Annotated in this window: 1 protein-coding gene; it reads right to left on the reverse strand. The window is 58.9% G+C overall.

What is annotated here, in order from left to right; translation table 11 throughout:
• Positions 1 to 152: 152 nt before the first annotated feature.
• A complete protein-coding gene (locus tag BM116_RS18535; RefSeq protein ID WP_083729496.1) occupies positions 153 to 1931 on the reverse strand; it encodes an acyl-CoA dehydrogenase C-terminal domain-containing protein in 1779 nt (592 codons plus the stop codon).
• Positions 1932 to 2235: the final 304 nt, after the last annotated feature.

The following is a 2235-nucleotide window of genomic DNA, read 5'->3' on the forward strand; positions in this document are numbered from 1 at the left end:
GCCGACACGGTTTCAACAACCAGCTGTCACCGGTAGAGTTTGAAAGGCAACATTTACTGAGCCTGGAAAGTGTCTAGGAAATCCGGGGCGATTCAGGGTTCGTCAGCAGTCTGAGCCCCGCCGAAGCGGGGCTCTTTACTGCCGCATCACGCTTAGAACTGCGCTTCGTCGAGCAGGTACAGCGACTCACTGCCCGCCTTAACCGAGGCCGTCAACGAGTGGATACGCGGCAACAGGCGCGCGAAGTAGAAGCGCGCGGTACCCAGCTTGCTGACGTAGAACTCGTCTTCTGCCTGCTTGGCCAGCGCAGTGCGCGCCATCAGGGCCCACATGTAAGCGTAGGCGGTGTAACCAAAGGCCTGCAGGTACTCGACGGAAGCAGCACCGATTTCATTCGGGTTGCTCTTCGCGCTGTCGATAACCCAGGCAGTCAGCTCGTCCAGGTTACCGATCGCCGCTTCCAGCGGACCGGTGAACTCGCCCAGAGCCGCATCAGCACTGGCGATGAAGGCTTTAACTTCGTCGCTGAAGTGCTTGTAGAACGCGCCGCCGCTACCAACGATCTTACGACCCATCAGGTCCAGCGACTGGATGCCGTTGGTGCCTTCGTAGATCTGAGTAATACGGCAGTCACGAATCAGCTGCTCCTGACCCCACTCACGGATAAAGCCATGGCCGCCAAAGATTTGCTGACCGTGAACGGTGGTTTCCAGCCCCATATCGGTCAGGAACGCCTTGGCCACCGGCGTCAGCAGTGCAACCAGCTCCTGGGCACGGGCGCGGGTTTCCTTGTCTTCGCTGTACTTGGCGGTGTCCAGCTGCATGGCAACGTAGCTGGAGAACGCGCGGCCGCCTTCGTTCAGCGCCTTCATGGTCAGCAGCATGCGACGCACGTCAGGGTGAACGATGATCGGGTCGGCTGCCTTGTCCTTGTTGACCGGGCCGGTCGGCGCACGGCTCTGGATGCGGTCACGGGCGTATTCGATGGCGTTCTGATAGGAGCGCTCGCCCAGCGACAGCCCCTGAATACCCACACCCAGACGCTCATAGTTCATCATGGTGAACATGGCGTTGAGGCCCTTGTTCGGCTCATCGATAATCCAGCCGGTCGCACCGTCGAAGTTCATGACGCAGGTAGCAGAGGCCTTGATGCCCATCTTGTGCTCGATGGAGCCACAGGACAGGGAGTTCTTCTCGCCCAGCGAACCATCGGCGTTAACCATCACCTTAGGCACCAGGAACAGGGAGATACCCTTGGGGCCAGCCGGTGCATCAGGCAGCTTTGCCAGCACCAGATGAATGATGTTCTCGGTCAGATCGTGCTCACCGCCGGTGATGAAAATCTTGGTACCGGAGATCTTGTAGCTGCCATCAGCCTGCGGCTCGGCCTTGGTGCGAATGATGCCCAGGTCGGTACCGGCATGCGGCTCGGTCAGACACATGGAGCCCGCCCAGGTGCCGGCGTACATGTTCGGCAGGTACTTTTCCTTAAGCTCTTCGCTGGCGTGGTTGAGGATCGACAGACAGGCGCCAGAGGTCAGCATCGGGTACAGACCGAAGGACAGGTTGGCCGAGTTGACCATTTCCTCAACCTGCGCGCCGATGACCTTTGGCATGCCCATGCCGCCAAAGGCCGGGTCGCCGCCCACACCCACCCAGCCGCCTTCGGCGTAGGTACGATAGGCTTCGGGGAAACCGGCAGGCGTCTTGACTACGCCGTTGTCCCAGGAGCAGCCTTCTTCATCGCCGCTGCGGTTCAGTGGCGCTACAACACCACCGGTGACCTTCCCGGCCTCTTCCAGAATGGCCGCTGCGGTTTCTTCATCCACAACCTCAGCCAGGCCGGGCAGCTGGGCCCAGAGCTTGGATACTTCGAAGACTTCATTGAGCACAAAGCGCATGTCGCGCAGGGGAGCGTTGTAGTCGGCCATGGTGATCTCCTCATTATTCGGTGAGCCGGTCTGAGCCGGCGCAGGCGGACGATTGTATATCGGCAACGAAAAAACCTGTAGCGTCTCTTTATGACTTTTTATTATTGATTGGTCACCATTCGCAGAATTGCTTGCAGTAGGGTCAGCTGAACGCACTCTCCTTTTCAACCGACTCAGCCAACCGCAGACAATAAAAAACCCCGGCGAGCCGGGGTTTCAGACTGCTGACGAACCCCGCGTTTTCGCGGGGTTTCGTTTTTCTGGGGTGTTTGTAATGATTTTGCAGGTGTCGGGTAATTTAGCC

Origin of the sequence: Halopseudomonas pachastrellae (genome assembly GCF_900114765.1) — a bacterium.
Classification (GTDB): domain Bacteria; phylum Pseudomonadota; class Gammaproteobacteria; order Pseudomonadales; family Pseudomonadaceae; genus Halopseudomonas; species Halopseudomonas pachastrellae.